Consider the following 24,772-nt stretch of genomic DNA (forward strand, 5'->3'; position numbering starts at 1 on the left):
AAATGGACGGACAGAATTTTGAAAATGAAAACAATGTTACAGTAGATACTACTGCAACAGAAGTAAGCTCCGCAGCAGAAACTGTACAGGAGACCCCGGTAACAGAACAGCCTGTGAACAATTATCAGGATTATACCGCAAATGTACAGCCTCAGGCAGCTGCAACAGCTCCTGTACAGCAGCCGGAGAACAAAGAAAACAATGTACTGGCTATTGTCAGCCTGGTACTGGGTATCCTTTCCATCGTACTTGGATGCTGCACCGGATGGATCGGCGCACTGTTTGGAATCGGTGGTATCATTTGCGCAGTATTTGCCAACAAGCAGGGCAAGACCGGCCTGGCAAAGGCTGGACTGATCTGTTCTATCATTGGTATTGTACTGGGAATTATCATTACAATCTTAGCTGCTGTATTTTCTGTAGCATTTATGAGTGAACTTGCAAACTACTACTAAAAACCAGCGGAGCCTGGAAGATCAGCTTTATATTGCAGGATGGATATTTCTGCTGGTCGGAAGCATCGGAAGCTTTCTGTATCTTCATATAATCATTCCGAGACTGCAGGGATATACCTGCGTGGTCTATCGATTATTTGGGATTTACTGTCCCGGCTGTGGTGGAACGAGAGCGGTAAGTGCACTGCTTACTGGACATCCGCTACTGGCCACCTGGTATCATCCACTGGTTACGTATACTGTTGTTATCTTTGGAGGTTTTATGCTAAGTCAGACCCTTGCCAGATTACATATTGGCAGGATCAAAGGCTGGCGCTTTCATGAATGGCATCTGTATGCGGCGGTAGGGATCATGATAGGGAACTTTATTCTGAAGAATATTTTGCTTCTGAAGTTTCACATTACATTATGACTGTATTTGCATTTTTTACATATACAGAATATTTTATCGCACAAAAGTGCAGAGGGAGAAAACATGAATAAAAAAACTACGGGTATCATTGCTTACATTACCTGGATCGGCTGGATCGTTGCTTTTTGCGCAGGTGACAAAGAGGGTGCTAAGTTCCATCTGAATCAGGCTCTGGTTATTCTGATCGGCCAGATCGTTGCAGCAGTAATCAACTACATTCCTTATGTAGGTGGTATTGTTGGCACTATCTTAAGCATCTTTCTGTTTGTATGCTGGATCATGGGTCTGATTTATGCTTGCCAGGAGCAGGAGAAGGAAGTTCCTCTGATCGGCCAGATCAAGATTTTAAAATAATAAAAATGACAATAAGTCATAAAAAGAATCCCCGGTGTTCATTACATCGGGGATTCTTTTTATGGGTGCGCCTGGCAGCGCACGTTTCTGTGATTATTAAAAAATTGTAACTATTCTGCAGCAGAAGCAGCCGCTGTTTCCTCTGCAGTGGTCAGATTTACATCTTCGGGCTGTTCACCGTGCAGGAAAGTGATGATGATCTGGATCCGCTTGTAAGCTCTGGCATAATTTTCCTTTGCATAGTCTGCGGTCAGCTGATTGTAACCACCGTTATCATAGGCATCGTGGTAACTCTCTACCGCAGTGGTCATATATTCGCTTGCTTCATCGGCAAGAGATTCCAGATAATCAAATTCAGTAGGAAAATCCAACGCTGCAAAATCCTGAAAAGCGCTGTCCAGCTGATCCAGATAACCGAGAAGTTCATCGGTGGCATTTTCGGATGTCGCGTCTACGTTGTTGATCTCGGTATCTATATCGGAGATCTCGGTACAAAAAGAATCTATTTCCTCCTTAAACTGTGTCAGCGCAGGATCCTTTCCGCAGGCGGTAAGCGTAAGTGCGGTCAGCAGTCCGGCCGTAAGGGCAAGTATTTTTTTCTTCAAAATTATATCCTCCAAATCATTTGATCCATCTAAAAATTTATCATATTCTGCAGTTTTACGCAACCTTATAATGTTAAAACGTCCCCTTTACGAATAAAAGGACATTGTGGTATGATTAAAAGAATCAAGATACAGGAAAAGAGAACTATGACAAGAGAAGAATTTATTACGTTAAGTAAAGACCATATTTTATATCTGGACGGCGCTACAGGATCCAATCTGGTGAAGGCAGGAATGCCTTCCGGCGTCTGCCCGGAGCAGTGGATCCTGGAGCATCAGGGTGTCATGCTGCAATTACAGAAGGATTACGTGCAGGCGGGAACCAATATCCTGTATGCCCCTACCTTTACCGCCAATCGCGTCAAACTGGCAGAATATCATCTGGAAAAAAATATGACTTCCATGATTCGTGATCTGGTGGCTATTTCGAAGAAAGCGGCAGAGAGTACTCCGGGACATCCGGTTTATGTGGCCGGTGATCTCACAATGACTGGTGAACAGTTAAAGCCCATGGGAAAAATGAATCTGGAAACACTGATCGATATTTATAAAGAGCAGATTCTTTGTCTGGTGGATGCCGGGGCGGATCTTCTGGTGGTGGAGACCATGATGAGCCTGGCGGAGACCAGAGCGGCACTGATCGCGGCGAAAGAAGTCTGTGATTTGCCGGTAATCGCTACACTGACCTTTGAAGCGGATGGAAGAACTTTGTTCGGTACGGATGCGAAAACGGCGGCCATTGTGTTGGAAAGCCTGGGGGCCAGTGCTATCGGTGCCAACTGTTCCACAGGTCCGGCTCAGATGGAGAGCATTATTTCGGAGATGGTATCCCATACCAGAATTCCTGTAATTGCAAAACCCAATGCCGGACTTCCTTTTCTGGATGAAAACGGAACTACCTGCTACAACATGGAAGCAGAAGAGTTTGCAGAAGAGATGGAAGTACTGGTCAATGCCGGAGCTACGATTCTTGGCGGCTGTTGTGGTACCACTCCGGAATTCATAAGACAGATCCATGAACGATTTGGTACAGATGCGAAGGTTGCAGCATCCCGAAGACCGGATGGAATTCGGTATCTGACCTCCGAACGTATTACCCACAGCTTTGGTCTGGATGACGGCTTTTTCGTTGTGGGAGAACGTATCAATCCTACCGGCAAGAAAGCACTTCAGGCACAGCTTCGTGAGGGCAGCTTTGAAAAGGTGATACAGTTTGCCGAAGAACAGGAAGCCTGCGGTGCCAAGGTACTGGATATCAATATGGGCATGAGCGGTATCGACGAGAAAGCCAGCATGCTTCGGGCTCTGGAGGAAGTCAGCGGTGTCACGAACCTGCCTCTTTCCCTGGATTCCAGCTACGTGGAAGTCTTAGAAGCTGCACTGCGTAATTATCCCGGACGTGCTCTGGTCAATTCTGTATCTCTGGAGACGGAAAAATTTGAAAAACTACTTCCCATTGTAGCCAAATACGGTGCTATGTTTATCCTGCTTCCTTTGTCGGATGCGGGACTGCCCAAGGATATAGAAGAGAAGAAAGAGATTATTCACAAGATTTATGACCGGGCACTTTCTCTGGGAATGTGCAAAGAAGATATCGTGGTGGACGGTCTGGTGGCAACGGTAGGTGCCAATCCGAAAGCTGCACTGGAAACGTTGGAGACCATCCGCTATTGCAAAGAGAACGGTTTTGCCACGATCTGCGGTCTGTCCAACATTTCCTTCGCCATGCCGGAGAGAAGTTTTGTTAATACCGCATTCCTGACGCTGGCAATTCAGGCGGGACTGACCATGGCTATTGCCAATCCTTCCCAGGAACTTCTGATGAGCTGTGCTTTGGCTGCGGATCTGCTGTTGAACAAAGAAGAAGCCGCTCTTCGCTATATCGAGTACGCCGGTGGCGTCAGGGAGCGCAGAGAAGAGAAAGAAGCGGAACTGGCAAAAAAACTGGCACTGCTGGAAAATCAGGGAACAACCGCCAAGACAGGCACTGCCGGCAATGCCGCCAAAGAAGCGACTGCTGATAACGGTCCGCAGATCAATGAAATGCAGGACAAGCTGAAGACGGCGGTACTGAAAGGCAACCGTAATGGCATTGTAAAGATCACGAAGGAAGCATTGGAAAGCGGAGAGAAACCTGCGGAGCTATTGAATCAGGTACTGCTTCCTGCTATTAATCAGGTAGGTGAATTCTTTGATCAGGGCAAGTATTTTCTGCCGCAGCTGATTGCCAGTGCGGAAGCCATGAAGAATTCCATCGAGGTGCTGGAACCGTTGCTGCAGACCGGAGGCACCGGAGAAGAAATGCCGGTGGTGGTCATTGCAACGGTGGAAGGAGATATCCATGATATCGGCAAGAATCTGGTGGCACTGATGTTAAAAAACCACGGATTCCATGTGATCGATCTTGGCAAGGATGTGCCGCAGGCGAAAATTCTGGAGTCGGCGAAAGAACATCATGCGGAATTTATTGCCCTGTCAGCACTGATGACCACCACCATGCAGAGAATGCGGGAGATCGTGGCAGCCGCAAAAGAAGAAGGCATCACCGCCAAGATCATCATCGGCGGCGCTGTCATTACGCAGGAATATGCGGATGAGATCGGTGCCGACGGCTATTCCAAGGATGCGGCGGATGCCGTGAAACTGGCCAAAAGCCTGATGTAAAAGAGTCTGAAACAACAGAAATAATGGAGTATAGATAAAGGAGCAAAGCAAAATGATTGGAGCAGATGCAATTATTAAATGTCTGGAAGCAGAGGGGGTAAGTACTGTTTTCGGATATCCCGGTGTTGCCATATGTCCTTTTTTCAACAGCATTCTGGATTCTGACATCAAAACGGTGTTGATCCGTACAGAACAGAACGCGGCCCATGCGGCCAGCGGTGTTGCCCGTATGACCGGAAGACCAGGTGTATGTGCGGTGACCTCCGGCCCCGGTGCCACCAATGTGATCACCGGTATTGCCACGGCATTTGCTGACAGTATCCCCGTGATCTGCATTACCGGTCAGGTCAACAGTGAACTGTTGGGCAGTGATGTGTTCCAGGAGGCGGATATTACCGGCGCCGTGGAATCTTTTGTAAAATACAGCTATCTGGTGAAAAATGTAAATGATATTCCCAGGGTGTTCAAGGAAGCATTTTATATTGCCAATACCGGTAGAAAAGGGCCGGTATTGATCGATATTCCCATTGATATCCAGAATGCAACGATCAAAAATTTCCATTATCCGGAAGAAGTGAATCTACGTACCTACAAGCCTACCGTCAAAGGACATGCCGTGCAGATCAAGAAGGTTATCAAAGAGCTGGAGCGGGCGAAACGTCCCATTATCTGTGCCGGAGGAGGAGTCCTGCTCAGTGAGGCCGAGGAGGAGCTGCGCAGCTTTGCGGAAGAACACGGTATTCCCGTGGTGTCCACCATGATGGGTATCGGTGTTATGCCTACCGAACATCCGCTTTATTATGGAATGGTGGGCAATAACGGTAAGACTTATGCCAACCGTGCCATGAATGAATCGGATCTGCTGATCATGGTGGGAGCCAGAGTGGCAGATCGCGCGGTCAGTCAGCCGGATCTCATCACAAGAAACAAAGTGCTGGTGCACATTGACGTGGATCCTGCGGAGATCGGCAAAAATGCGGGTCCTTCCATTCCACTGGTAGGTGATGCAAAACACATCTTCCAGGATTTTCAGAAAGAAGAATTTGACTGTAACTACGAGGAATGGCTCACTACATTGAATGAATATCGTTCTACCATGGAGAAGAAGAGAACCCCCAATCCCGATTATGTGGATCCTGCAGCATTTATCACAAGACTTTCCGAGAAGATGCAGGAGGACGGTGTCTATGTGGCGGACGTGGGACAGAATCAGATCTGGTCCTGTGGCTATCACATTGTGAAAAAAGGCAAATTCCTGACCTCCGGCGGTATGGGAACCATGGGTTATTCTATTCCGGCAGCCATGGGAGCCAAGACAGCGGCCATGGATAAGCAGGTTATTGCGGTATGCGGTGATGGTTCCTTTCAGATGTCCATGATGGAGCTGGCTACGATCAGACAGCACAATATCCCGGTAAAGATCATCGTGCTAAAGAACAATTATCTGGGTATGGTAAGGGAATACCAGCACTATACCTACAAAGATCATTATTCTGTCGTGGATCTGTCCGGAAGCCCGGATCTGGAGAAATTATCTGCGGCCTATGATATTCCGTATCTGCGATTGAACAACATGGAACACGTGGATGAGATTCTGGACGCTTTTCTGGCGGAAGACAATACCATGCTGTTAGAATGTCTGATCGATCCGATGGATCTGGTAAAATAACGGAAGGGAGCTGTACTTAAAATGAAGAGAATATATTCCGTATTGGTAGAGAACCGTTCCGGTGTTCTGTGCAAGGTAGCCGGTCTGTTCTCCAGAAGATGTTTTAATATTGACAGCCTTGCCGTGGGAGAGACCGATGACCATGCAGTTTCCTGTATGACCATTGTAAGCTCCGGTGATGAGCGTACCCTAGAGCAGATTGAAAAGCAGCTGAATAAGAAACTGGATGTCATCAAAGTGAAGACTTTGTCCCAGGAACAGTGCTATACCCGGGAATTAATGTTATTAAAAGTTAAATATAACAAGAATAATCGTAGGGATATTATAGAAATCTGTGACATTATGAAAACAGAGATCGTAGATATGTCAAAACACTTTATGATGCTGCAGATTTGCGATGCTCCGGAGAAAATCGACACTCTGATCAAGATGCTTCAGACCATCAGTATTGTGGAAGTAGCTCGAACAGGAACCTTGGCATTATCAAAATGCACGGAAAATGATGATTAAAATACATCAATCATAATGTTAAATTCACTAATTGACATTCTGTAGTCATCTTGCTATATTAAGAATACAGTTGCTGCTCCGTCAGGGAGGACGGCTGTAGAAATACGAAAGGTATGGTAGATATTCATGCAGAAAAAAGTATTTCAGCTGTTGGTTGACAACACTTCAGGTGTGTTGAGCCGTATTGCCGGATTGTTTTCCCGTCGCGGTTACAACATCGAAAGTATTACGGCAGGTGTGACCGCCGATCCCCGTTTTACCAGAATCACCATTGTGACATCGGGAGATGACGATATTCTGGAACAGATCGAGAAGCAGGTGGGAAAACTTGTGGATGTCCGGGATATTAAGGAACTGGACCCGGATGACAGCGTGTACCGCGAACTGGTACTGGTCAAGGTGAAAGTAGATCCCGAAAAGCGTCTGGAGATTCGCCAGGGGGTAGAATTCCTTGCCAACAATTTCCGTGCGAAGATCATTGATGTAGGTGCGGAGAATCTGATCGTTGAATTTACCGGTAATCACAGCAAGGTCAATGCGCTGATCCAGCGTTTTACGGAAGAGTACGAAGTGTTGGAGCTTGCCAGAACCGGTATCACAGGTCTGGGAAGAGGTATCGAGAACGTTACCTATATTGAAGATTGAGGACTGACAGGCGTAAGACCTCACACTTTATGTTAGCTCTAGGGAAGATCCCTATCAGTTATAAATTTTATGTCTCATAACGGAGGAGAAGAAAATGGCTAAGATTTTTTATCAGGAAGATTGTAATCTCTCTTTATTAGAGGGTAAGACTATCGCAATTATCGGCTACGGCAGCCAGGGTCATGCACATGCACTGAACCTGAAGGATTCCGGATGTCATGTTATCATCGGTCTGTACGAGGGCTCCAAGTCCTGGGCAAAGGCTGAGGCACAGGGGTTCGAAGTATTCACCGCTGCAGAAGCTGCAAAGCGTGCTGACATCATCATGATCCTGATCAATGATGAGAAGCAGGCTGATCTGTACAAGAACGACATCGAGCCCAACCTGGAAGAGGGCAATATGCTGATGTTCGCTCATGGTTTCAACATTCATTTCGGATGTATCGTACCTCCCAAGAACGTTGATGTTACCATGATCGCTCCCAAGGGACCCGGACATACCGTAAGAAGTGAGTATCAGGCTGGTAAGGGTGTTCCCTGTCTGATCGCTGTAGAGCAGGATGCAACCGGTAAGGCTCAGGATCTGGCACTGGCTTATGCACTGGGTATCGGCGGCGCAAGAGCAGGCGTTCTGGAGACCACTTTCAGAACCGAGACCGAGACCGATCTGTTCGGTGAGCAGGCAGTTCTGTGTGGCGGCGTATGTGCTCTGATGCAGGCTGGTTTCGAGACTCTGGTTGAGGCTGGTTACGATCCCAGAAATGCATACTTCGAGTGTATCCATGAGATGAAGCTGATCGTAGATCTGATCTACCAGAGTGGTTTCGCAGGCATGAGATATTCTATCTCCAACACTGCTGAGTATGGTGACTACATCACCGGCCCCAAGCTGATCACCGAGGAAACCAAGAAGACCATGAAGAAGATCCTGTCCGATATTCAGGATGGTACTTTTGCTAAGGAATTCCTGTTAGATATGTCTCCCGCAGGCAAGCAGGTTCACTTCAAGGCTATGAGAAAGCTTGCTGCTGAGCATCCTTCCGAGAAGGTCGGCGAAGAGATCCGTAAGCTTTACAGCTGGAACAACGAGAGTGATAAGCTGATTAACAACTAATCAACTGTAAAAAATCCAATGCTATGACAAAAGGGCTGTGTAAGAATGTAAAAGTTCTGACACAGCCTTGTTTTGACAAAAAATCAGTTGTTTTCAAAGGAAAACCGCAAAAACAAACTGGAAAATACATATTAATTGCGATAAAATGAATAAGTAAGCCCGAAAAATAGAAACGTGGCATTGAAACATGAAACAGATCTGTGGACAGGAAAAGACATAAATGCGCAGATCACGGAAAGGCATGAAAAGCGGTATGAAAGATTTTGAAGCAAAAACCTCTCCCAGGCAGAAAGTGGATACCGAAAGCTGGTTTATCGAATGTTACCGGAACAATCAGGGGCATCCTCTGCGGACGTTAGTGCATCTGTACAAGGGAAATTATCATAAATTTGTTCTGGCAGTCATCTGCTTTTTTGCAAAGCATGCCTGCGTCTGGGTACTGCCGATCATTACGGCCAATATCATCAATGATGTGACATCCCACAACCCGGATACTTTTCGGAACATTATTTTTTACAGTATTCTGGAAGCAGGGCTGATCCTGCTGAACATTCCGATGAACTATCTGTATACTTCCTACAAGAGTCTGGCCACCCGCTATGCGGAGACGGGACTGAGGAAAGCATTGATCCGAAAGCTTCAGCAGTTATCCATTTCCTATCATGTGGAGACTCAGTCCGGGCGATTGCAGTCCAAGATCATGCGTGACGTGGAAGCGGTAGAGGGGCTTTCCACACAGTTATTTTTAAGCATTCTGAACATTGCGCTGAATATTGGTGTGGCGCTGGTGGTCACCATCAGCAAGAGCCGGATCGTATTTATCTTTTTCCTTTTGACCACACCGGTAGCAGCCATCACCATGGTCACTTTCCGGAATATCATGAAAAAACGGAATACTGAATTCCGTAAGGAAATGGAAGAGACTTCCGCCAGAGTCATGGAAATGGTGGAACTTGTGCCTGTGACCAGAGCACATGCCCTGGAGGACGAAGAAGTGGCAAAAATGAGCGGCCAGCTTTTTGCTGTGGCGGAAAAAGGCTACAAACTGGATCTGATCCAGGCATTGTTTGGCTCGGTGGGCTGGGCAGTATTCCAGATCTTCCAGGTGATCTGTCTGGCATTTACCGGATATCTGGCCATTGGCGGCAAAATTCAGGCAGGCGATATCACATTGTACCAGAGTTATTTTGCCACGGTAGTCAATCAGGTGTCCTCCATCGTCACCCTGCTGCCTACCATTGCCAAGGGTATTGAATCCGTCAATTCCATCGGTGAAGTATTGTTATCTGAAGATATCGAAGATAATGAGGGCAAGGAAAAACTGGAACAGGTGACCGGTACTTTTGATTTTGAGGACGTATGTTTCCATTATAAAAATAACGAGCATAATGTATTGAACCATCTGAATCTTCATGTGAAGTCGGGAGAGACTATTGCACTGGTGGGAGAATCCGGTGCCGGAAAGTCTACGATCCTGAATCTGGTCATCGGTTTTAATCAGGCGGAAAGCGGAAAAGTCCTGATCGATGGCAAGGATATCAGTAAGATCGATCTACGCACCTACCGAAAGCACCTGGCGGTAGTTCCCCAGACCTCGATCCTGTTCTCCGGAACGATCCGTGACAATATCACTTACGGTTGCGAAAATGTGTCGGAGGAAGAACTGCAGAAAGTGATCAAAGCTGCCAATCTGTCGGATCTGATCGCATCACTGCCTAAGGGTCTGGATACCATGGTGGGAGAGCACGGCGGCAAACTGTCTGGCGGTCAGAGACAGCGTATCTCCATTGCCAGAGCACTGATCCGGGATCCGAAGGTGATCGTACTGGATGAAGCCACCTCGGCTCTGGACAGTATTTCAGAAAAGCTGATCCAGCAGGCGCTGAACAATCTGACAGAAGGGCGTACCACCTTTATCGTGGCCCACAGACTGTCCACCATCCGGGATGCCGACAGGATCGCGGTCATTGCAGACGGTCGCTGCGCAGAGTACGGCACTTATGAAGAACTTATGGCTCTGCAGGGAGAATTTTATCAGTTGAAACAGATTCAGAGCTGATGGAAATCAGAAAACGGAAAAGTTGCTTGAAACATATGTTCGGCTATGGTATGATAAACATATCGTAGCCGATTTTTACAGGTTACTATTTGCAGGACAGGAAAGACGAGGACTTAGTATACATGTTTGCATATGTGAATGGCTTTTTGGAAGATGCCACGGTAGATAACGCTGTGATCGATGTCAACGGATTTGGCATCAATGTAAGGATTTCTGCGGATACAGCCTCCAGGCTGCCGGGAATAGGAGAAGAAGTTCGGCTTTACACTTATACCTATGTGAAGGAAGATGCCTTTTTACTATATGGTTTTCTCTCCAGAAGTGATCTGGAAATGTTCAAGTTGTGCATTACAGTCAGCGGAATCGGTCCAAAGGGAGCGCTGGCAATATTATCGGTCATGGATGCTGATTCTCTGCGGTTTGCCATTATGTCCGGGGATGCCAAGGCAATCTCCAGGGCCCCGGGAGTGGGAGCCCGGACGGCGCAGCGCCTGATTCTGGAATTAAAAGATAAGATCTCCATTGATGATACACTGATCTCCAGAGAGATCGTCGCAGGCGGAGCCCAGGGAATCCTGACTGCCGGCAGCCTGCATATTGACAGTGAGAAGAAAAAGGAAGCCGTGGAAGCACTGGTGGCACTGGGATACGGACAGGCAGAGAGCCTCAAGGCTGTCAATGCCCTTGAGGATGTGGAGACCATGGATTCCGGCGCGATTCTGAAAGCTGCCCTGAAAAAATTGTTTTAAGGAACCGGATAAATTATGCCTAGAAGAATGATAGAGACAAATATCACAGAAGAAGATATCAAACTGGAAGGCTCTCTGCGGCCCCAGACACTGGACGACTATATTGGCCAGTCCAAGATCAAAGAGAACCTGAAGGTGTATATTACCGCAGCCAAGCAGCGCGGAGATGCACTGGACCATGTGTTGTTCTATGGACCTCCCGGACTGGGCAAGACCACGCTGGCAGGAATCATAGCCAACGAAATGGGTGTGCATATGAAGGTGACCAGTGGCCCTGCGATTGAAAAGCCCGGTGAAATGGCAGCGATCCTAAACAATCTGGAGGAGGGAGATCTGTTATTCGTGGATGAAATCCATCGGCTGAACCGTCAGGTGGAAGAGGTACTGTACCCGGCCATGGAGGATTACTGCATCGATATTATGATCGGAAAGGGTTCCAGTGCCAGATCTGTGCGTCTGGAGCTACCGAAATTCACTCTGGTGGGAGCGACCACCCGTGCCGGACTTCTGACTGCACCTCTGCGGGATCGTTTCGGCATGATCCATCATCTGGAATTTTATACCATAGAGGAATTACAGCAGATCATCATGCATTCCGCCCGGATCCTGGACGTGGAGATCGAACCGGCCGGAGCAAAGGAAATGGCCAGAAGAAGCCGCGGTACACCGAGACTGGCGAACCGGATCTTAAAACGTGTCCGTGACTTTGCGCAGGTCAAATACGACGGGATCATTACCGAGGAGGTAGCCAGAACGGCATTGGATCTGATGGATGTCGATAAGATGGGACTGGACCATATCGACCGCAATATTCTGGTCACGATCATTGAGAAATTCGACGGAGGTCCCGTGGGTCTGGATACCCTGGCAGCTGCCATCGGTGAAGATGCCGGTACGATAGAGGATGTCTACGAACCCTATCTGATCAAGAACGGATTTCTGAACAGAACACCCAAAGGCCGTGTAGTCACAGATCTTACCTATCATCATCTGGGACTGAATTGATACGTGCAGCTTACGAAATTTTACTTGCCACCCTATACATTCTGATATATAATAAATCTTGTATTATATTTTTGCGTAAATGGCATATATTGTGTTTTCAAAAGAGTGTTAAGAGGGGTGTTGAGATGTCACCTAAGACAGATACAGAAGTGATCATAGGCGGAAAAGTATTTACTTTAAGCGGCTATGAAAGTGAAGATTATATGCAGAAAATTGCTTCCTACATCAACGGAAAGATTACCGAATACGGGAAGCTGGACGGCTTTCGCAGACAACCTCTGGATAAGCAGAACATTCTGCTCCAGTTGAATATTGCAGATGATTATTTTAAAGCCAAGAAGCAGATCTCCATTCTGGAGGAAGAACTGCAGGGCAAGGAAAAAGAGCTTTATGATCTGAAGCATGAACTGATTTCAGCACAGATCAAACTGGAAAATGCAGAAAAGCAGGGGAAGGAACTGCAAAAGCAGTTAAATGAAGACGCCAAGAAGATTGTACGTCTGGAGACAGAATTAAAAGACAAATAAATTGATAGCTGTCCGTTTTCGGGCAGCTATTTGCTTATATGAATCGAATGCAATAGAGGAAATCTGAAATCTATGAAAGCAGCAAAAAAAGTAGAATTACTGGCACCTGCCGGAAATGCGGAAGCCTTTTACGGGGCTATCCATGCCGGTGCGGATGCTATATATCTGGGTGGCAGCCGTTTCGGGGCCAGAGCTTATGCGGAAAATTTTTCGGAAGAAGAACTGGTTGCCTGCATCCGGTATGCTCATCTTTTTCAGCGAAAAGTATATCTGACGGTAAACACACTGGTAAAAGAATCGGAATTTTCCGGACTGTATGAATATGTATTGCCCTATTACCGGGCCGGACTGGATGGGGTGATTGTCCAGGACATGGGAGTGTTTGCATATCTCAGAGAACATTTTCCCAGGATGGAACTCCATGGAAGCACTCAGATGACCATTACAGGGGAGTATGGGGCAGCTTTTCTGAAGGAACAGGGGGCCTGTCGTGTAGTTCCCGCCAGAGAGCTGAGCCTTGCGGAGATCCGCAGGATCAAGGAAGTCACAGGGCTTGAGATCGAATGCTTTATCCATGGAGCCATGTGTTATTGCTATTCCGGACAGTGCCTGTTCAGCAGTATTCTGGGGGGCAGAAGTGGCAACAGAGGACGTTGCGCCCAGCCCTGTCGCCTGCCCTATACCACTGGAAAACATCCGAAGGAATGTTATCCTTTAAGCCTGAAAGATATGTGTACCATTGAATATATTCCGGAACTTCTGGAGGCAGGGATCGACTCCTTTAAGATCGAAGGCCGTATGAAGAAGCCGGAATATGCCGCCGGAGTTGCGGCAATTTATCGCAAATATATTGACCGGTATTATGCGGATTCCAAAGCTCCTCAGAAGATTTCTGCGGCAGATATGCATACGCTTTCCTGCCTCTATATCCGCAGTGAGAGACAGGATGGTTATTATCACAAGCACAACGGCGGGGAGATGGTGACTCTGGACAGCCCGGCTTACAGCGGTAGTGATGAGACTTTGCTTCAGAATATCCGGAAGGAGCATCTGGAACACAGGCTGACCCTTCCGGTATCCATGCAGGCTGAATTCCTGACCGGGGAGACCGCAAAATTGTATTTGTGGACCGGAGAGAGTGCAGTCACCGTAGAAGGGAATGTGGTAGAAGAAGCTTCCCGACAGCCCATCACACAGGAAAATATAGCAAAACAGCTGGGGAAACTTGGCGACAGTCACTTCCACCTGGAGGACTCCCTCGGAATCCGGGTAAGTGACAATGCTTTCTACCCGTTAAAAGCTATCAACGAGTTACGCCGAAAGGGACTTGCCCTGCTGGAGGAGCAAGTGATCCTTGCAAACGGCTTCCCTTATGAGAGAACTTCCGAAAAAGCTCCGACACTGGCTGACGATGGTGATTTTCGGAAAAACGATAGTATAAAGTCTCAAAAATCCGATGAAAAATGGGCTATCACGATACGGACCCCGGAACAATGCCAGGGCTTTTGCGGTTCATCCTTCTGGAAAGATCCAGTCAGAACCGCCGGACAACTCAGACTCTATCTGGATGCGGATTTCCTGTTACAGGATCCGTCCGCTGCGGAGAAGATTTTGAGAAGCCTTACTGAAAAAGAGATCCAATCTGTGATCGCTCTGCCGAAGATCCTGCGCCTGCGGGATGGGCAGTATCTTGAAAAATTACGGAAATTGCTGCTGGAAAATCTGACATATATAAATGGCTTTCAGGCAGCAAACATGGAACATATCGCGTTATTAAAACAATGGAATTTTACCGGAAAAGAAATCTATGGGGATCATAGTCTGTATCTCTGGAACCGGACCAGCCGGGATTTCTGGAAGGCATTCTTAGACGGCTATTGTCTGCCGTTGGAGCTGAATGCCGCAGAGCAGAGGGACATTCTGGATCCTGCGTTTCCTGCGGAAAAAGTAATATACGGCAGGATCCCTATGATGGTCACCGCCAACTGCGTGCAGAAGACCACTGACCGGTGTCAGCCGCAGGAGAATCCGAAGGCATTGGATCTGATCGACCGCTATCATAAAAGATTTCCGGTTCAGCGGAATTGTACCCACTGTTTTAATGTGATCTATAACAGTGTTCCGCTTTCCTTGCACAAGGAATTATGTAAATGGAGCGGCCTGGTGACCGGACGGCTGGATTTTACCACGGAAAATGAGACCGAGACTTTGGAAGTCCTGGAGTATTTTGCCGGTACCCGTAAGGAATTGCCCTATGGGGAATATACCACCGGTCATGAAAAACGTGGAGTAGAATAGACAGAAAGGTTTTGGATCCATGCAGGAATATGTGATTGAATTATCCAAATATTTTATCGCCTTTTTTATGGTGTTATATACGGCAAGCTGTTTTTATACCTTTCGGTATCCGGTGGGAGAGAAGCATCGTGGAGTATTTATTTTACAGGATCTTTTGATGTTTCTGGTGCAGGTCCTCTGTTTTCTGAACCTGTCCCTTGTCAGCGGAGATTTTCAGTATTTGTTTTTCTTTGCATTTATACTGATCTTTCTGTTTGCCACGATCACGATGGTATCGCTGATCTACGAGAATATTAACAGGCTTTTGCTGAATAATATGTGTATGCTTCTGGGAATCGGTCTTTGCATCGTATCGAGATTATCTTTTGACAAGGCCATCCGGCAATATGTGATCGTACTGGTATCTCTGATCTTTTCCCTGCTGGTTCCGTATCTGCTGGGAAAGATCCACTTTTTTAAGAAGATCACCTGGCTGTATGCCACGTTGGGAATTGCGCTGCTCAGTACGGTGCTGATCCTGGGAGAGGTGACCCATGGTTCCAAGATTTCATTTTCCCTGGGAGGAATCACGTTCCAGCCTTCGGAATTCGTCAAGATCCTGTTCCTGTTCTTTCTGGCGGGAGCGTTGTGGGAAAATGTCTCCTTCCAGAGAGTCGTTCTGACGGCGATCATTGCGGGAGCCCATGTGGTGATCCTGGTAGTATCCAAGGACCTGGGAAGTGCTTTGATCTTTTTCGTGGGCTTTGTTTTTGTGGTTTTTGCTGCCACAAGAAATTATCTGTATCTTCTGGCAGGACTTGTCGGCGGAGGTGCGGCTTCTTATCTGGCTTATCAGCTGTTTGATCATGTACGGGTCAGAGTACTGGCCTGGCAGGATCCCTGGAAATATATTGACAATAAAGGCTATCAGATCACCCAGTCATTATTTGCCATCGGCAGTGGAAGCTGGTTCGGCATGGGACTGTTAAAAGGTAATCCCACAGCGATTCCTTATGTGGAAGCGGACTTTATCTTTTCTTCCATCTGCGAGGAACTGGGCGTGATCTTCGGAATATGTCTGATCCTGATCTGTGTCAGCAGTTTTCTGGAAATGATGCGGGTGGCAGTATGCATTCATGACAGATTCTATCAGCTGATCGTATACGGCATCGGTATTATGTATATTTTCCAGATATTCCTGACCATTGGCGGCGGTACCAAGTTCATTCCACTGACCGGAGTGACACTTCCTTTCATCAGCTATGGAGGAAGTTCCGTCATGACGACCATGATCATGTTTTTCATTATACAGGGAATCTATATTCGCCTGCAGAAGGAAGGAGAGCGCAGAGGTGGCAGAAAATAAGGCGCAGAATACGCAGAAAAATACACAGAAAAAAGATGCCGACAGCAAAAAGGACGCCCGGAACAGAAAACGTATGGGCAACCAGCGGGAAATCTGGCTTTCTGCCGGAAGCATCGGTGTCCTGTTCTTGTGCCTGTTGGTCTATCTGTGTCATTTTGTGGCAACCAGCGAACAGGATATGATCAACAACAGTTATAATTCCCGTCAGCAGATTCTGCTGTCCCGCAATTACCGCGGATCCATTTATTCCAGGGATGGGGATGTTCTGGCAGAGACGATACTGGATGCGGATGAAGAGGAGACTCGAAACTATCCGTATAAGAATCTGTTTTCTCATATCGTAGGTTATTCCACCCAGGGACGCATGGGAGTGGAGGCTCTGGCCAATTACTATCTGATCAACACCAATACCTCCCTGAGCAATAAAGTGAAAAACGATACTGCCGGGAAAAAGAATCCCGGAGATAATGTATATACCACACTGGATGTCCATATCCAGCAGGTGGCCAACGACCAGCTGGATATTTACCGTGGTGCCATCATTGTAACGGAAGTGTCTACCGGCAAGATTCTGGCAATGGTGTCTCATCCCGATTTTGATCCGAATACCATTCCGGAGATCTGGGATGATCTGATCGACAATGATTCCAGTACAGTACTGTTGAACCGCGCCACCCAGGGACTATATCCGCCCGGATCCACCTTCAAGATCGTAACGGCATTGGAATATATCCGGGAGAATCCCACCACGTATCAGAATTATTCTTATAACTGTAATGGTTCTTTCCGGGTGGGAGACAGCAAAATCAGTTGTTATCACGGTTCCAGTCACGGACAGGTCAGCTTTCAGAAGTCCTTTGCAAAATCCTGTAACTCGTCCTTTGCCAATATTGGAATGAGCCTGGACAGAGAGGCTTTTCAGGAGACACTGAATGACCTTTTGTTCAATAAAGATCTGCCACTTACGCTGAATTATGCCAAAAGCTCGGCTATCGTCTCCGAAAGTACACCTTCCGCGGAAATGATGCAGACCTCCATCGGTCAGGGTAAGACCCAGATCACACCGATGCATCTGAATATGATCACCTGTGCCATTGCCAACAATGGTGTTCTGATGAAACCCTATGTCATTGATCATGTGGAAAATGATGAAGGTACTGTGGTAAAAAGCTTTAAGGCATCGGAATACGGCCGTCTGATGACAGAGGACGAATCTGCGATTCTGAAACAGTTGATGACCGATGTTGTGGAAGAGGGAACTGCTTCCAAGTTAAGAGGTTTAAACTATACGGCTGCCGGTAAGACAGGTTCTGCGGAATACAATAATATCAAGGGTGACAGCCATGCCTGGTTTACCGGTTTTGCTCCCGCAGAAGCCCCGGAAGTCTGTGTCACCATTATCGTAGAGGGTGCAGGAAGTGGCGGTGATTACGCAGTTCCCATTGCAAGACGTCTGTTTGATGCTTACTTCAACCAGAAAGAGTGATCGGAGGAGTCAAAAGAATCATGATAGAGGCTACCAGTTGCGGTGGCGTTGTGATCTTTCGTGGGAAGATCCTGCTGCTGTATAAGAACATTAAGAATAAATATGAAGGCTGGGTATTGCCGAAGGGTACCGTCGAAGCCGGGGAGACCCATGAGGAGACTGCACTCAGGGAAGTACTGGAGGAAAGCGGTTCCAAGGCATACATTGTAGATTATATCGGCAGAAGCGAGTATTCTTTTACCGTACCGGAAGATGTGGTGGAGAAGGAAGTCCACTGGTATCTGATGGGAACGGACAGCTATTACAGCAAGCCCCAGAGAGAAGAGTATTTTGTGGATTCCGGCTTTTACAAATATCATGAAGCATATCATCTTCTGAAATTTGCCAATGAAAAGCAGATTCTGGAAAAAGCCTATGCGGATTATCAGGAAAGAAAAAGGAATAATCAATGGAAAAATTGATTATTCCTGCTTTTCTGAAATATTTTTAAACATTCTTGACGATTTCCAGATCCGGTCTCTGCAAGAGATCTACAAATTCGTTTTTATCATTTTTTAAAATGGGACGGGAGTATTTGTTGGGATGAATGATCAGTACTTCCCAGATGCTTCCGTCATTCAGTTCCACGCTGGTTCCGATCTGGGCATCTGCAATACGTTTCATGATCGGCATCAATAATTCCACGTCATATTTATCCAGACTCTTTTCGAAATTCCCAAGAATCTGTAACGGTGTCAACGCATTACGGTAGGTTCTGGGAGACGCCATGGCAATATAGGCATCAATAATGGCAATATACCTTGCGAAGACATCAATTCTCTGTCCGGACATATGGTAAGGATAGCCGCTGCCATCGAGTCGTTCGTGATGCATGATCACAGCATTTTTCACATGCTCATTCAGATCCTGATTACGTACGGTGGTATAACCGACTACAGGATGAGTCTTGATAACTTTGAATTCTTCATCCGTCAGTTTGCCGGGCTTCCATAGCAGTTCGTAGGGCAGCTGCAGCTTACCGATATCATAATAGAATCCACAGAGGATCAGCGTATTTTTCTCTTCTTCATTCATTCCCAGCCAGTCGGCAAAGGTTCCGGCCAGAAGAGCAGCGTTCAATCCCTGAGTGTAGGTGAGTTCATCCTCACTGGGCATCAGATTGTACAGATAGTCTAACAGTACCGGGCCGGAAGTAATATAATAATACAATTCGTTGTAAATTGTCAGCAGAATAATATCCGCCGGTTTTCTTCCCATGATCAGCAGTTGTTTCATGGCTAATTTATATTGTCCCAAAAACAACGGATAAGCACGTTCGAATGCTTTGAAATTAGAATCAAAACGAATCTTGGCATAATGTGTAGTGGCGAAATCAACATCTTCCATTATGGTGACACATACCAGATTGTACCGTTTCAATTTCTCAATGATCTGCGGAGTGATGGTGGTTCCTGCAGGGTAGATCACACGATCCTGATCCAGAATGTCCTCCCCCAGGACCATATCCGGCTGTAACTCCATTTTAGTAATAACCTTCAAAGCTGTATCCTCCTCATTTGTACTAATTCAAGTATAAAATATCATGCTAAAAAGTCAAGTAACAAAAATTGTAATATAAAGGAAACTATGCTATACTAGGAGAAAAAGATTTAAGGAACTTGTGTATGGCAGGAAAGCTGAAGTTTGCGCAAAATCTCTATCTTGGAGAGGGCATCGCGCCGGAAAAACTGGATAAACTAAAAAAGAGGCTGAATAAAAAGCCTCTTCTGGCCAATGTATATCTGATCACTCCGGCCAGAAATCCCGCGGATCAGCTGGATATTTTTGATGCCAGACAGTTGGTACAGCCTCATTATAAGGACGAAGAATTTCTCGTTCTCGGTATGGCTTCCGGCTACGAGGATGCGCTGCAGCTGATCGAACGGATCACCGGAGAGTGCCTGAAAGCCAGAGGGGACTGTAATCTGCGGGAGTATTTACTATGTTGACGATTCTTTTTAAAATATTGAGTATTCTTGGGATCGTGCTTCTGATCCTGTTGGGAATCGCACTGGTGGTAATTCTCCTGGTTCTGTTCTTTCCGATTTCTTACAAAGCTGCCGGAAAACGGACGGTAGAGGAATTCTTTATCACCGCGAGAGTAAAATGGCTGTTCGGTCTATTGCGGATGAACTGCGATTATCCTGATCCCGGGAAAATTTGCGTAAAGTTTTTATTCTTTACGCTATATGATTCTTCCATAGAGAAGCCGGAGAAAACAGACCGGACATCTACGGAAACGACAGGGAACGAGAAAACACCCGCTTCTGCGGAGCAGACAACAGAAGAACATACCCCGGAATCTGTCGGGACGCCTAAGCTGATCGAAGCAGAAGATCCCACGGCATTCTCGGCAACGGCCGCAGATGTTGAGTCTGCTGCGGAAAGGGAGAATTCCAGAATCCCGGAACCGGGAACGCCGGAGCCAGCGGGAGAAGCTCCCGGGAAGATTACGGATCGTCTGTACGGATTTTTTACAAGAATCCGGTACACAGTCCGAAAGATTTGTGATAAAATCAAAAATATTCTGGAAAACATTGCATTTTACAAGAACCTATGGAATGACCCGGATACCCAGGGACTTTTGAAACATGCCGGGAAACGTTTCGGACATATCTGGAAGCGGCTGCGCCCGAGAAAGCTTACGGTCAATGCCACGGTCGGCACCGGTTCCCCGGATACTACGGGATATCTGTATGGTATCTACGGAATGGTGCTTCCGAAGCTGGGAAAGGGGATCTGCATTACCCCGGATTTTGAACAGGCGATTCTGGAAGGGGATTTCAAGGCTTCCGGACATTTTACCGCGGCCTGTGTATTATTCCATTCCGTCCGACTGCTTTTAGATCGGCGATTACGGGAATTGTTGCATAAAATCAGACAATATCAGAAGACACAAAAAAAATAACAGTGTAAAACAGGAGGTTTGTTATGGCAGACAAAGAGAATCAGTTTCAGGGCGTTGTAGAATCCCTGTTGAAGGGTATGGATACCGTGTTATCCACTAAAACCGTAGTCGGTGAGGCTACAAAGATCGGCGATACGATCATCCTGCCGCTTGTGGATGTCACCTTTGGTGTCGGTGCCGGAGCCGGCAATAATTCCGAGAAAAAATCCGCATCCGGAGCCGGAGGCTTAGGCGGTAAGATGACCCCCAGTGCGGTTCTGGTCATCAAAAACGGTTCCACCAAGCTGGTAAATATCAAGAATCAGGATACAGTCACCAAGATTCTGGATATGATTCCCGATATCGTAGATAAATTTACCCAGCCGAAGGAAAAAGAAGAAATGTCCGATGCGGAAGTGGTAGATATCGCATTTCCTGAAGAGGAAGAGAAAACTACAGAAGACAAGTAATATTTAAAATACTCTGCATATAATAAAGTGAGAACAGTCTGGATCCGTTTGATAGATGAAGAAGATCATTGGTCTGATACTCTTTTTTGTGGCTGTCGGCATGCTGCTCATGCTTGTGATCCATAACCGTTTTATCGGCTTGATCATGGTAGCACTTTTATTATTTGCAGGGTATTATCTTTTCTGTGGTTGCGAGTAAGAGGGTGCAGTATGATTGATTGGGAAGAGGTCATTAAGGCAGAGAGTACCGAAGAACTGAAAGAAATAAAACTGTGGCTTTTCCAGGAAAATATGCGTCTGAAACAGGAACGCTCAGAGCTGGAGCAGGAGCGTACGGAACTGGAACAGGCCCGGAACAAATTTCTGGATGAGCGGGTGAAACTGCGGGACGAGCTGGATGAATTAAACCGTCGTACAATCATGGAACGGAAACGGCTGAAGGAAGAGAATCTGTTTTTTGAGAAGAAAATGGCCATTTTACAGGAGGGGTTCCGACAGCTGGAAGAAGACCGGAAGAAGTTCGAACAGGAACGGCAGATACTCATAGAGGAAGCCAGAGAACAGCAGGCCACAGGGCAGGCTACCGGAGAAGGCAGTTTTACAGCGGTACAGCTTTTATTCCGGGGAGTCAATAATCCACTGGCTTTACGGAAGAGATACCGGGATCTGATCAAGATCTTTCATCCGGACAACCTGTTCGGTGACGGTGAACTGGCCGGACAGATCAACAAGGAATATCTGAAACGGAAACAGGAAGAGCGGTTCTGGTAACTGCATGGAAAATTACAAGCAAAAAATTAAGCCAGAAATGATGAATTTCATTTCTGGCTTTTTAAAATCCAATATTATCGCAGAAGATTAAGCTCTTTCAACTTTACCAGATTTTAAGCAGCTGGTGCAGACATGCATTCTTCTAGCTCCGCCGTTAACCTTGCACTTAACGCTCTTAACATTAGAGTTCCAAATTGCGTTGCTTCTTCTATGAGAATGGCTTACGTTGTTACCAAAATGAACGCCCTTACCGCAAATATCACATTTAGCCATCTTGACACCTCCTCGATCTAACGCGCATCTTACGCTTACTTTTAAACAAATTTTTTCAATAAAATACGTGTGAAATGCTCACAACATTGATATATTAACAGAAAACCAAAATAAAAGCAAGCAAAAAATATTTATTTTTTTTATTTTCTTGTTTCTTTTTCAAAGGAAAGCTGTTAAAATACATTTATATATGTCTGAACTGTAGATTTTCAGGCAGACATATCGGAAGAAACAAGTGATCCGAATATGAAGGAGGTTCTATATGAAAGGTTCTTCTATGAATACCCATATGGGAAATATTGTCATTGATAATGAAGTCATTGCACAGTATGCCGGCAGCGTGGCGGTAGAGTGCTTTGGTATCGTAGGTATGGCCGGAGTCAGCATGAAGGATGGTCTGGTAAAGCTGCTTAAGATGGACAGCATCACCAGAGGCATCAATGTGTCCCTGGACAACAATAAACTGGTTCTGGACTTCCACGTGATCGTAGCTTACGGCGTCAGCATTCTGGCTGTCACCGACAATCTGATCAGCAACGTAAAATACAAAGTGGAAGAGTTTACCGGTATTGAGATCAAAAAGATCAACATCTTTGTTGAAGGTGTAAGAGTGATTGATTAAGGAGGAAGTAATTGTGGCTTTACAACAAATCGACGCTAAGATGCTTTCCAAGATGTTCTTAGCCGGCGCCAAGAATTTAGAGAATAAAAAGGAATGGATCAACGAACTGAACGTATTCCCCGTTCCTGACGGAGATACCGGAACCAATATGACCATGACGATCATGTCTGCTGCAAGAGAAGTGTCAGCACTGGGCGAGGATGCAGATATGGCTGCCCTGTGCAAGGCTATTTCCAGCGGTTCCCTGCGTGGTGCCAGAGGTAACTCCGGTGTTATCCTGTCCCAGCTGTTCCGTGGCTTTACTAAGAGCATCAAGGAAGAGCAGGTTCTGGATATTCCTGTTCTGACCCGTGCATTTGATAAAGCGGTGGAGACCGCATACAAGGCTGTTATGAAGCCGAAGGAAGGTACGATCCTTACGGTAGCAAGAGGTGCTTCCGATAAGGCAAAGGAGCTGTGTGAAGATGGTGCAGAGGATCTGGAGCAGTTTTTAGGATCTGTGATCGAACATGCCCGTTACGTACTGAGCCAGACGCCTGAGATGCTGCCCGTATTAAAGCAGGCAGGCGTAGTGGATTCCGGCGGACAGGGTCTGGTAGAAGTTTTAAGTGGTGCGTATGACGCATTCTTAGGTAAGGAGATCGATCTGACCGTAGCTCCCGCAGCTACTGCGAAGGCAGAGGATACCAAGAGTTCTCTGGAAGTACAGGCAGAGGCAGAGATCAAGTTCGGTTATTGCACCGAATTCATCATTCTGTTAAATAAGCCTTTCAACGTAAAAGCAGAGATGGATTTCAAGGCATTTTTAGAGTCCATTGGTGATTCTATCGTATGTGTTGCGGATGACGATGTGGTCAAGGTACATGTACATACCAATGATCCCGGTCTGGCTATCCAGAAGGCATTGAAGTATGGTGCATTATCCAACATGAAGATCGACAATATGCGCTTAGAGCATCAGGAGAAGCTGTTCAAGCTCTCCGAAAAAGAAGCAGCGCAGAAGAAAGCGGAAGAAGAGAAGGCTGCACAGCCTCCCAAGGAAGTAGGATTTCTGGCAGTCTCTGTAGGTGACGGCCTGAGTGAACTGTTCAAGAGTCTCGGTGTGGATTATATCATCGAGGGCGGACAGACCATGAACCCCAGTACCGCAGATATTCTGGATGCAGTAGACAAGGTGAATGCGAAGACAATCTTCGTGCTTCCGAACAACAAGAACATCATTCTGGCAGCCAATCAGGCAGCGGAACTGATGACTGACAAGGAGCTTTTAGTCATTCCCACCAAGACCATTCCTCAGGGTATCACTGCTGTGATCAACTTTGTTCCTGAGCTGTCTGTGGAAGAGAATGAAGAGACCATGCTCCGTGAGATCAAGAATGTCAAGACCGGCCAGGTTACCTATGCGGTACGTGATACCGTGATCGATGACAAGGAGATCAAGAAGGATGACTTCATGGGTATCGGTGATCAGGGTATTGTAGCCGTTGGCACCGATATGGTAAAGGTGACCCGTGATATGATCGCCGAGCTGGTAGATGAGGATTCCGAACTGATCAGCGTATACTATGGCTGTGATGTAGCAGAAGATGCTGCTGAAGCACTGCGTGCAGATCTGGAAGAGGCTTATCCTGCATGCGATATTGAACTGCAGTATGGCGGACAACCTATTTATTACTATACTGTTTCTGTAGAGTAAATAGAAAGTTAGTTAAGAAATGCTATCAAATCCCCGTAGCCCTTGGCAGGGTATAAGAAACGCAGCACGCTCGCGCTCTGTCGCAGAGCGTAGCGGTACATAAGCGGTCACAATACG

At 46.6% G+C, this 24,772-nt stretch carries 26 protein-coding genes; 23 read left to right on the forward strand and 3 right to left on the reverse strand.

What is annotated here, in order from left to right:
• The first annotated feature begins 2 nt into the window (after positions 1 to 2).
• From DWZ61_RS16330 to DWZ61_RS16340, 3 genes are all read left to right on the forward strand, one after another.
• Positions 3 to 455 carry a DUF4190 domain-containing protein gene (locus tag DWZ61_RS16330; RefSeq protein WP_118503778.1) on the forward strand — a complete coding sequence of 151 codons (453 nt, stop codon included), beginning with the start codon at positions 3 to 5 and terminating at the stop codon, positions 453 to 455.
• Complete coding sequence (locus DWZ61_RS16335) at positions 439 to 867, forward strand: DUF2752 domain-containing protein (protein ID WP_182427149.1); 429 nt, start codon at positions 439 to 441, stop codon at positions 865 to 867. Before DWZ61_RS16330 ends, DWZ61_RS16335 begins: the two co-directional genes overlap by 17 nt.
• Before the next feature lie 63 nt (positions 868 to 930).
• Positions 931 to 1,221, forward strand: coding sequence for a hypothetical protein (locus DWZ61_RS16340; RefSeq protein ID WP_022312893.1), 291 nt, complete (start codon positions 931 to 933; stop codon positions 1,219 to 1,221).
• A gap of 110 nt (positions 1,222 to 1,331) precedes the next feature.
• Here DWZ61_RS16340 and DWZ61_RS16345 read toward each other — a convergent pair whose 3' ends face one another.
• Positions 1,332 to 1,826 (reverse strand): hypothetical protein, encoded by a 495-nt coding sequence (locus DWZ61_RS16345; RefSeq protein ID WP_022312894.1) that lies wholly within the window; start codon positions 1,824 to 1,826, stop codon positions 1,332 to 1,334.
• Positions 1,827 to 1,937: 111 nt separating this feature from the next.
• Between DWZ61_RS16345 and DWZ61_RS16350 the strand changes: the two genes are divergently transcribed.
• The 13 genes from DWZ61_RS16350 (at position 1,938) to DWZ61_RS16410 (ending at position 18,358) form a co-directional block, all read left to right on the forward strand.
• A complete protein-coding gene (locus DWZ61_RS16350; RefSeq protein ID WP_347475458.1) occupies positions 1,938 to 4,490 on the forward strand; it encodes a homocysteine S-methyltransferase family protein in 2,553 nt (850 codons plus the stop codon).
• Positions 4,491 to 4,542: 52 nt separating this feature from the next.
• Positions 4,543 to 6,159: a biosynthetic-type acetolactate synthase large subunit gene (gene ilvB, locus DWZ61_RS16355; protein ID WP_118539719.1), complete on the forward strand. Its 1,617-nt coding sequence runs from the start codon at positions 4,543 to 4,545 to the stop codon at positions 6,157 to 6,159.
• A 21-nt stretch (positions 6,160 to 6,180) separates the two neighbouring features.
• Complete coding sequence (gene ilvN / locus DWZ61_RS16360) at positions 6,181 to 6,669, forward strand: acetolactate synthase small subunit (RefSeq protein WP_022312897.1); 489 nt, start codon at positions 6,181 to 6,183, stop codon at positions 6,667 to 6,669.
• Between the two features lie 126 nt (positions 6,670 to 6,795).
• Positions 6,796 to 7,314 (forward strand): acetolactate synthase small subunit, encoded by a 519-nt coding sequence (ilvN, locus tag DWZ61_RS16365; RefSeq protein WP_022312898.1) that lies wholly within the window; start codon positions 6,796 to 6,798, stop codon positions 7,312 to 7,314.
• 94 nt (positions 7,315 to 7,408) lie between these two features.
• Complete coding sequence (gene ilvC / locus DWZ61_RS16370; protein WP_118503785.1) at positions 7,409 to 8,428, forward strand: ketol-acid reductoisomerase; 1,020 nt, start codon at positions 7,409 to 7,411, stop codon at positions 8,426 to 8,428.
• Between the two features lie 253 nt (positions 8,429 to 8,681).
• Positions 8,682 to 10,487 (forward strand): ABC transporter ATP-binding protein, encoded by a 1,806-nt coding sequence (locus tag DWZ61_RS16375; protein WP_118539732.1) that lies wholly within the window; start codon positions 8,682 to 8,684, stop codon positions 10,485 to 10,487.
• Positions 10,488 to 10,609: 122 nt separating this feature from the next.
• Positions 10,610 to 11,236, forward strand: coding sequence for a Holliday junction branch migration protein RuvA (gene ruvA / locus DWZ61_RS16380; protein ID WP_118539721.1), 627 nt, complete (start codon positions 10,610 to 10,612; stop codon positions 11,234 to 11,236).
• 15 nt (positions 11,237 to 11,251) lie between these two features.
• Entirely contained in the window at positions 11,252 to 12,241 is a 990-nt protein-coding gene (gene ruvB, locus DWZ61_RS16385) for a Holliday junction branch migration DNA helicase RuvB (protein ID WP_022312902.1), read from the forward strand.
• Between the two features lie 125 nt (positions 12,242 to 12,366).
• Positions 12,367 to 12,768 carry a cell division protein ZapA gene (locus DWZ61_RS16390; RefSeq protein WP_022312903.1) on the forward strand — a complete coding sequence of 134 codons (402 nt, stop codon included), beginning with the start codon at positions 12,367 to 12,369 and terminating at the stop codon, positions 12,766 to 12,768.
• 72 nt (positions 12,769 to 12,840) lie between these two features.
• Complete coding sequence (locus tag DWZ61_RS16395) at positions 12,841 to 15,066, forward strand: U32 family peptidase (RefSeq protein WP_118539723.1); 2,226 nt, start codon at positions 12,841 to 12,843, stop codon at positions 15,064 to 15,066.
• Between the two features lie 19 nt (positions 15,067 to 15,085).
• The gene (locus DWZ61_RS16400; protein ID WP_118539725.1) at positions 15,086 to 16,411 is read left to right on the forward strand and encodes an FtsW/RodA/SpoVE family cell cycle protein; all 1,326 of its coding nucleotides are present in this window, start codon (positions 15,086 to 15,088) and stop codon (positions 16,409 to 16,411) included.
• Positions 16,398 to 17,897, forward strand: coding sequence for a penicillin-binding transpeptidase domain-containing protein (locus tag DWZ61_RS16405; protein WP_337763393.1), 1,500 nt, complete (start codon positions 16,398 to 16,400; stop codon positions 17,895 to 17,897). The genes DWZ61_RS16400 and DWZ61_RS16405 overlap by 14 nt, the downstream gene beginning before the upstream one ends.
• 20 nt (positions 17,898 to 17,917) lie before the next feature.
• The gene (locus DWZ61_RS16410) at positions 17,918 to 18,358 is read left to right on the forward strand and encodes an NUDIX hydrolase (RefSeq protein ID WP_022312907.1); all 441 of its coding nucleotides are present in this window, start codon (positions 17,918 to 17,920) and stop codon (positions 18,356 to 18,358) included.
• Positions 18,359 to 18,383: 25 nt separating this feature from the next.
• Here the strand turns inward: DWZ61_RS16410 and DWZ61_RS16415 are convergent, their stop codons facing one another.
• On the reverse strand, positions 18,384 to 19,436 hold the full coding sequence (locus DWZ61_RS16415) for an HD domain-containing phosphohydrolase (protein ID WP_147354729.1): 1,053 nt from the start codon (positions 19,434 to 19,436) through the stop codon (positions 18,384 to 18,386).
• Between the two features lie 125 nt (positions 19,437 to 19,561).
• On the opposite strand from DWZ61_RS16415, the gene DWZ61_RS16420 reads away from it, so the two are divergent.
• Genes DWZ61_RS16420 through DWZ61_RS16435 form a run of 5 tightly spaced genes read left to right on the forward strand, consistent with a single transcriptional unit; the run spans position 19,562 to position 22,064 of the window.
• The gene (locus DWZ61_RS16420; protein ID WP_117466318.1) at positions 19,562 to 19,885 is read left to right on the forward strand and encodes a hypothetical protein; all 324 of its coding nucleotides are present in this window, start codon (positions 19,562 to 19,564) and stop codon (positions 19,883 to 19,885) included.
• Positions 19,879 to 20,844 carry a DUF2953 domain-containing protein gene (locus DWZ61_RS16425; protein ID WP_118539729.1) on the forward strand — a complete coding sequence of 322 codons (966 nt, stop codon included), beginning with the start codon at positions 19,879 to 19,881 and terminating at the stop codon, positions 20,842 to 20,844. Before DWZ61_RS16420 ends, DWZ61_RS16425 begins: the two co-directional genes overlap by 7 nt.
• A 23-nt stretch (positions 20,845 to 20,867) precedes the next feature.
• The gene (locus tag DWZ61_RS16430) at positions 20,868 to 21,293 is read left to right on the forward strand and encodes a GerW family sporulation protein (RefSeq protein WP_022312911.1); all 426 of its coding nucleotides are present in this window, start codon (positions 20,868 to 20,870) and stop codon (positions 21,291 to 21,293) included.
• A gap of 55 nt (positions 21,294 to 21,348) precedes the next feature.
• Positions 21,349 to 21,492, forward strand: coding sequence for a hypothetical protein (locus tag DWZ61_RS19845; RefSeq protein WP_022312912.1), 144 nt, complete (start codon positions 21,349 to 21,351; stop codon positions 21,490 to 21,492).
• A gap of 11 nt (positions 21,493 to 21,503) precedes the next feature.
• Positions 21,504 to 22,064, forward strand: coding sequence for a hypothetical protein (locus DWZ61_RS16435; RefSeq protein WP_118539730.1), 561 nt, complete (start codon positions 21,504 to 21,506; stop codon positions 22,062 to 22,064).
• Positions 22,065 to 22,151: 87 nt separating this feature from the next.
• Here DWZ61_RS16435 and rpmB read toward each other — a convergent pair whose 3' ends face one another.
• Positions 22,152 to 22,337, reverse strand: a complete 186-nt coding sequence (gene rpmB / locus DWZ61_RS16440) for a 50S ribosomal protein L28 (protein ID WP_022155072.1) — start codon at positions 22,335 to 22,337, stop codon at positions 22,152 to 22,154.
• 262 nt (positions 22,338 to 22,599) lie between these two features.
• On the opposite strand from rpmB, the gene DWZ61_RS16445 reads away from it, so the two are divergent.
• Both DWZ61_RS16445 and DWZ61_RS16450 read left to right on the forward strand, forming a co-directional pair.
• On the forward strand, positions 22,600 to 22,959 hold the full coding sequence (locus DWZ61_RS16445) for an Asp23/Gls24 family envelope stress response protein (RefSeq protein ID WP_022312913.1): 360 nt from the start codon (positions 22,600 to 22,602) through the stop codon (positions 22,957 to 22,959).
• Between the two features lie 13 nt (positions 22,960 to 22,972).
• Positions 22,973 to 24,655: a DAK2 domain-containing protein gene (locus DWZ61_RS16450; RefSeq protein WP_022312914.1), complete on the forward strand. Its 1,683-nt coding sequence runs from the start codon at positions 22,973 to 22,975 to the stop codon at positions 24,653 to 24,655.
• The last annotated feature ends 117 nt before the right edge of the window (positions 24,656 to 24,772 follow it).

Source organism: Clostridium sp. AF34-10BH, assembly GCF_003478095.1.
Lineage (GTDB): Bacteria > Bacillota > Clostridia > Lachnospirales > Lachnospiraceae > Acetatifactor > Acetatifactor acetigignens.

Bases quoted from the DNA above. Each gene is read 5' to 3' on its own strand.
- DWZ61_RS16330 (WP_118503778.1), top strand. From the start codon at position 3: ATGGACGGACAGAATTTTGAAAATGAAAACAATGTTACAGTAGATACT.
- DWZ61_RS16340 (WP_022312893.1), top strand. From the start codon at position 931: ATGAATAAAAAAACTACGGGTATCATTGCTTACATTACCTGGATCGGC.
- DWZ61_RS16350 (WP_347475458.1), top strand. From the start codon at position 1,938: ATGATTAAAAGAATCAAGATACAGGAAAAGAGAACTATGACAAGAGAA.
- ilvB (WP_118539719.1), top strand. From the start codon at position 4,543: ATGATTGGAGCAGATGCAATTATTAAATGTCTGGAAGCAGAGGGGGTA.
- ilvN (WP_022312897.1), top strand. From the start codon at position 6,181: ATGAAGAGAATATATTCCGTATTGGTAGAGAACCGTTCCGGTGTTCTG.
- ilvN (WP_022312898.1), top strand. From the start codon at position 6,796: ATGCAGAAAAAAGTATTTCAGCTGTTGGTTGACAACACTTCAGGTGTG.
- ilvC (WP_118503785.1), top strand. From the start codon at position 7,409: ATGGCTAAGATTTTTTATCAGGAAGATTGTAATCTCTCTTTATTAGAG.
- DWZ61_RS16375 (WP_118539732.1), top strand. From the start codon at position 8,682: ATGAAAGATTTTGAAGCAAAAACCTCTCCCAGGCAGAAAGTGGATACC.
- ruvA (WP_118539721.1), top strand. From the start codon at position 10,610: ATGTTTGCATATGTGAATGGCTTTTTGGAAGATGCCACGGTAGATAAC.
- ruvB (WP_022312902.1), top strand. From the start codon at position 11,252: ATGCCTAGAAGAATGATAGAGACAAATATCACAGAAGAAGATATCAAA.
- DWZ61_RS16390 (WP_022312903.1), top strand. From the start codon at position 12,367: ATGTCACCTAAGACAGATACAGAAGTGATCATAGGCGGAAAAGTATTT.
- DWZ61_RS16395 (WP_118539723.1), top strand. From the start codon at position 12,841: ATGAAAGCAGCAAAAAAAGTAGAATTACTGGCACCTGCCGGAAATGCG.
- DWZ61_RS16400 (WP_118539725.1), top strand. From the start codon at position 15,086: ATGCAGGAATATGTGATTGAATTATCCAAATATTTTATCGCCTTTTTT.
- DWZ61_RS16410 (WP_022312907.1), top strand. From the start codon at position 17,918: ATGATAGAGGCTACCAGTTGCGGTGGCGTTGTGATCTTTCGTGGGAAG.
- DWZ61_RS16420 (WP_117466318.1), top strand. From the start codon at position 19,562: ATGGCAGGAAAGCTGAAGTTTGCGCAAAATCTCTATCTTGGAGAGGGC.
- DWZ61_RS16425 (WP_118539729.1), top strand. From the start codon at position 19,879: ATGTTGACGATTCTTTTTAAAATATTGAGTATTCTTGGGATCGTGCTT.
- DWZ61_RS16430 (WP_022312911.1), top strand. From the start codon at position 20,868: ATGGCAGACAAAGAGAATCAGTTTCAGGGCGTTGTAGAATCCCTGTTG.
- DWZ61_RS19845 (WP_022312912.1), top strand. From the start codon at position 21,349: ATGAAGAAGATCATTGGTCTGATACTCTTTTTTGTGGCTGTCGGCATG.
- DWZ61_RS16435 (WP_118539730.1), top strand. From the start codon at position 21,504: ATGATTGATTGGGAAGAGGTCATTAAGGCAGAGAGTACCGAAGAACTG.
- rpmB (WP_022155072.1), bottom strand. From the start codon at position 22,337: ATGGCTAAATGTGATATTTGCGGTAAGGGCGTTCATTTTGGTAACAAC.
- DWZ61_RS16445 (WP_022312913.1), top strand. From the start codon at position 22,600: ATGAAAGGTTCTTCTATGAATACCCATATGGGAAATATTGTCATTGAT.